The 5,432-nt window shown below is 43.8% G+C and carries 3 protein-coding genes and 1 pseudogene; 3 read left to right on the forward strand and 1 reads right to left on the reverse strand.

Annotated features, from left to right (window positions below; all coding sequences use genetic code 11):
* Positions 1–565 precede the first annotated feature (565 nt).
* Entirely contained in the window at positions 566–1,687 is a 1,122-nt protein-coding gene (gene queG / locus BLO31_RS05280; protein ID WP_070963226.1) for a tRNA epoxyqueuosine(34) reductase QueG, read from the reverse strand.
* A 194-nt stretch (positions 1,688–1,881) separates the two neighbouring features.
* On the opposite strand from queG, the gene tsaE reads away from it, so the two are divergent.
* From tsaE to mutL, 3 genes and pseudogenes are all read left to right on the forward strand, one after another.
* Positions 1,882–2,346, forward strand: coding sequence for a tRNA (adenosine(37)-N6)-threonylcarbamoyltransferase complex ATPase subunit type 1 TsaE (gene tsaE, locus BLO31_RS05285; RefSeq protein WP_070963228.1), 465 nt, complete (start codon positions 1,882–1,884; stop codon positions 2,344–2,346).
* Positions 2,340–4,051 (forward strand): annotated as a pseudogene (locus BLO31_RS05290) (LysM peptidoglycan-binding domain-containing protein). Before tsaE ends, BLO31_RS05290 begins: the two are co-directional and overlap by 7 nt.
* A gap of 8 nt (positions 4,052–4,059) precedes the next feature.
* On the forward strand, positions 4,060–5,432 hold a 1,373-nt coding region (gene mutL / locus BLO31_RS05295; RefSeq protein ID WP_070963230.1), incomplete at its 3' end, for a DNA mismatch repair endonuclease MutL.

Consider the following 5,432-nt stretch of genomic DNA (forward strand, 5'->3'; position numbering starts at 1 on the left):
CTCGATAGTGTGAAAGTAGAACATCGCTTTCAGACTTCATTAAATGCATATAGCATTTTCTCCATAGGCAGTGACGCCTAGCTCTTTTCCCATGCTGTGAAGCATAACCCCAAAAAATAACTCATTTAGATTGAGTTTTTATGCTTTTAAGAAGATGAGTTTTTTAGCTTTTGCTGATTCTTCTACAGCCCTTCAATGGTCGTTGATTTAACCATTGTTCAACAGACTTATCCACAATTTTCATTTTGTGGATAACTTGGTGGGTAAGCTGAAATTCTCCCCTGTATAACTAGAAAGTTTATTAGATCTTTTTGTTTATACGTTCAGAGTAATTTATTTCAAATTTAAATAAATTTTTGTTTTTAAAGGATTTTTTGTAAAAATTGAACTTTAGGTCTAATGAGTTAAAAGATCATTATGTAGTTGTTTTTTGATCCTAATCATTTATTCGTATTGTGATTAACTTTGGGATTAGCAACGTGAACAACCCTTAGTGTTGTCTTTTTTCCACATTTCAATTTTTTTAGAACAATATCAAATTCTGTGCGTATTTAAGTAGACAGGCTTAAGCGTCTCTCGGTAGGCCTTTTTGAATGATTCTAATCAAACGTTTGTGCTTACTTTCAATAGAGCCTAGTACAGGTAACTGACTAACTTGTTGCTCTATTGCCCACTTAATGTGTTCGTCTAACATATCTGAAAGACCGAGGCGGGATTCTAAGGCGCTGAGAGTTTTCATCGAGTAGGGGGCATTCCCCATAGCAACAGCAAGATTTCTTAACCACTGCTCATGACCAATTCTTCGAATGGCCGAACCTTGCATTCGAGCCAAAAACGTTTCCTCATCCCACTGAAATAGAGCGACGAGGTCTGGAGTTTCAAATGTGTCTCTTCTATGAAAGTCTTCTTGATCAGTAAGTTCTGCGAAACGATTCCAAGGGCATACTAGTTGGCAATCATCACAACCATATATTCGGTTGCCTATTGCTTTTCTAAACTCAATAGGAATGACGCCATCATATTCAATAGTTAGGTAAGAAATACAACGTCTCGCATCGACGACACCTTCTTCTACGATCGCCTGTGTTGGGCATGAAGAGATACATGCTGAACACTTTCCGCATGCATTCTCTAACGGCTTATCAATAGGTAACGGCAAGTCTATAAGCAGTTCCCCTAGGAAAAACCACGACCCCGCTTCTTTGTCCAATATCAGTGAGTGCTTTCCCGTCCAACCTAATCCTGCCTTTTCTGCTAATGGCCGCTCTAGAATTGGTGCCGAATCAACAAAAGGGCGATAGCCGAATTTCCCTACTTCTTGCTCAATCTTTTGCCCCAGTTTCTTTAACTGATTTCGGATAAGTTTGTGATAGTCTCGTCCCAATGAATAACGGCTGATATAAGCTTGGTTTGGATTAGATAAATTGGAAGCAAAGTTCGCTTCAGGAGGAAGGTAATCCATCCTGACACTGATCACTCTTACTGTTCCAGGTAGTAACTCATCAGGTCTGGCGCGCATCATGCCATGCCTAGCCATCCAGTCCATATCCCCGTGGTATCCAGCGTCTAACCACTTTTGCAGTGAAGCTTCGTGTTCTTTCAAGTCTACATCACAGATACCAGCCTTCTGGAAGCCGAGCTCTTTAGCCCAGATTTTTATCTTGTCTGCCAGTGCTTGGTAATCCATGATACGATGCTCTTAAAAACGGACGCGAATCTTAACGGATCTTATATCGGTGATCCAGTTAAGCAAAGGTTCAGAGAATAATTTTTCCATGAACTTACATTTGAGATCTTGTCTCTCAATTCCTTCCCAGTTTACTATTCCTGTTCTTTTGATTTTTATATAGTCATTATTAGACCGATTAGAGAATACCATTCATGAGCACTAAGCAGTTTGCCTTAAAAAATGAAAACGACACAATAGCGCTAGGAAAAGCGTTGGCAGATGTGTGTTATCAACAAACCACCGTTTATTTACACGGTGATCTTGGTGCAGGTAAAACGACTTTTAGTAGAGGTTTTATTCGCTCTATGGGTCACGATGGGAACGTAAAAAGCCCAACCTATACTCTTGTTGAACCTTATCAACTTGATACTTGGCAGGTTTATCACTTTGACTTGTATCGATTAGCCGATCCTGAAGAGTTGGAGTTTATGGGGATCCGTGACTATTTCACTCCCGACGCAATCTGCTTGGTGGAGTGGCCAGAAAAAGGTGTTGGTTTATTACCCGCACCCGACCTTGATTTAACATTGCGCTACGACGGAGAACAGAGAACAGCACTGCTTGTCGCCAATAGTAAGTACGGTGACGATCTTCTCGCCAAATTGGAATTATGTTGAATATAAAGAAGCTAACTGCAGCATGGGCTGCTGTTGTATTGATGGCTTGTGTGTTCCCAACTCTTGTTTTGGCTAACGCACTAGAAGGGGTGAGGGTATGGCCTTCACCCGATGAGACTCGCGTTGTTATCGATCTTACAACAGAAGCCGATTATAGCTATTTCACTTTAACTAGCCCTGACAGGCTGGTTGTTGATCTCAAAAAGACGTCGCTAAGTACTAAGCTACCTTTGGTCGTGAAGGAAAGCCCTGTACTAAAAAAAATCCGCAAAAGTTCTCCACCGGAAAAAAGCACTTATCGCTTAGTGTTTGAACTTAAGCGAAAGGTGGCTCCGAATCTTTTCAAACTTTCCCCTACCCCTGGTGGCCAATATGGGCATCGCCTTGTTGTCGATCTTCCTCATAGGGCGAAAAGCAGTACGCCTGCGCTCAACCAAGATAAAAGCAAAGTCAATCGCGATGCCTCTCAACTGACGGGGACTGCGGACATAGTCGTGGCAATTGACGCGGGGCACGGCGGTGAAGATCCGGGTTCTATAGGGCCAACGAGAAAGTATGAAAAGCACCACACTTTAGCGGTCTCTAAAAGACTGGCCGCTCAAATCAATGCGATTCCGGGGATGAAAGCGGTTTTGACTCGACGTGGAGACTATTACGTCAATTTGAACAAACGCTCTGAAATTGCTCGTCGGAACAAGGCACACCTATTGGTTTCGATACACGCTGATGGATTTACCAGCCCAAAACCAAGAGGTGGTTCAGTATTCGTTCTCAATACCCGTCGGGCAAATAGTGAAATTGCACGCTGGTAGAGGATCATGAAAAACAGTCTCAGTTGCTCGGAGGTGCGGGTGATGTACTTTCCAAAAACTCGAACGATAAGAATGTGAGCCAGACCTTACTCGATCTGCAGTTTAGTCACTCTCAAAAAGAGGGCTATAAACTTGCGACTAAGATTTTAAAAGAGATGGGTAAAGTGGCTCACCTACACAAGAAAGAACCAGTGAATGCGAGTCTGGCCGTTCTCAAGTCGCCTGATATTCCTTCAGTATTGGTCGAGACAGGGTTCATTACTAACCCAACGGAAGAGAAGTTACTGTTCCAAAAAAGTTATCAAAACAAATTGGCGAGAGCGTTAACTAAAGCAATCGTACAGTACTTTGAAAGTAATCCGCCCGCGGGTACTTTACTTGCAAATCGCGGCAAAGCGGTGAAACACAAAGTATCTCGTGGCGAATCCTTATCTTTGATTGCCAAAAAGTATGGCACGTCTGTTTCGGCGATTAAGTCGACAAATAAGCTCAAGAGCACGAGCTTGGCAATAGGACAGATCCTGACTATCCCTGGAGCTGCGGGAGCGACTTCTGTTCCAAAAGTGAGTAATAGTGTTAAAACCAAGACGGTGACTCATGTTGTTAAGCGCGGCGAATACTTAGGTAAGATTGCCAGTCGTTATAAAGTATCGGTTGCGGCCATTAAACGGGAAAACAAGTTGAGGTCCGACACACTTAAACTTGGACAAAAATTGAAGATAACAGTCAAAGTGAAAGACCAACCAATACGAAAACACAAAGTTAAGCGCGGGGAGTTTCTGAGCAAGATTGCAAACCGATATGGTGTCAGTGTTAACAGTATTCGACGAGCAAATAACTTGCGCTCAGATGAGCTTGCGATTGGTCAAGTACTCATCATTCCAAATAAGTAGGTTCTTCAGTGACAATTAAAACTTTACCAGCGAGACTGGCGAACCAGATAGCGGCAGGAGAAGTGGTCGAGCGTCCTGCTTCAGTAGTAAAAGAGTTGGTTGAAAATAGCTTAGATGCAGGCGCTACGCGGATTGATATCGATATCGAGAAAGGCGGGGCTAAGCTTATCCGTGTGCGTGACAATGGCAAAGGGATCCCTAAAGAAGAGCTTTCACTGGCTTTAAGTCGTCACGCTACCTCAAAAATACATACGCTCGATGATCTAGAAGCAATTATGAGTCTGGGTTTTCGAGGAGAAGCTCTGGCGAGTATCAGTTCCGTTTCTCGATTGACCCTGACATCAAGACCTGCAACTCAGGAACAAGCTTGGTCGGCATACAGTGAAGGCCGAGAGATGCAGGTGCAACTCCAGCCAGCTGCTCACCCCGTCGGCAGTAGTATTGAAGTGCTTGATCTATTCTTTAACACGCCGGCGAGACGCAAATTTCTTCGTACCGAAAAAACCGAATTTACTCACATTGATGAGCTGATAAAGCGCATTGCACTCAGTCGTTTCGACGTGACTATCAATTTACGCCACAACGGAAAAATGATTCGTCAGTATCGAAGCACAAAAACGGCTATTCAAGAAGAAAAACGAATCGCCGCGGTATGTGGTCAAGCGTTTGTGCGCAATATGGTGAGAATTGAACTCGAACATCAAGGTCTCAAGCTATCAGGTTGGATCACAACCCCTGACGGTGCAAGGCAGCAAAGCGATCTGCAATACTGTTATGTTAATGGCAGAATGATGCGCGACAAACTGATTAATCATGCGATTCGCCAAAGCTACGAAACAAGCTTAAGGCCAGAGCAATTTGCCGCATACGTTTTATTTATTGAGATCGACCCTCATCAGGTCGATGTTAATGTTCACCCTGCCAAACATGAAGTGCGCTTTCATCAGGCGAGATTGGTTCACGATTTTATTTATCAAGCGTTGAGCGATGGTCTTTCTCAGGTAACCAGTGTCACCGCACCTGAGCACTCGGATGCCGCATTTCATTCGCCCGCTAACGACCTTAGTGACGAAGAAGTGGGCACACTTCAAAATGAGCGAAAAGCGATTGAGCAGATCCCTAGCTATCCGGGTCGAGAGGACTACTCTCAAAGCAATGTCGCGCCAGCGCCAGCAGATGACAGCTCTACCTATCAAATTAGTGAGTCGAACTCGCGAAAAGAATGGCACTCGAACTTTGACACGTCGACAGTGCCATCTCACAAGTCAAAGGCAGCGAGAAAAGAGCGCAAGCCTCAAGATGGTCCAAGTGAAGCAGAAGTGCGTGTCTATCAGGAGTTGTTAACCACACAAGTGGAAGATGAGACGACGGCGACTATTGA

This window comes from Vibrio sonorensis, assembly GCF_001854765.1.
GTDB lineage: Bacteria > Pseudomonadota > Gammaproteobacteria > Enterobacterales > Vibrionaceae > Vibrio > Vibrio sonorensis.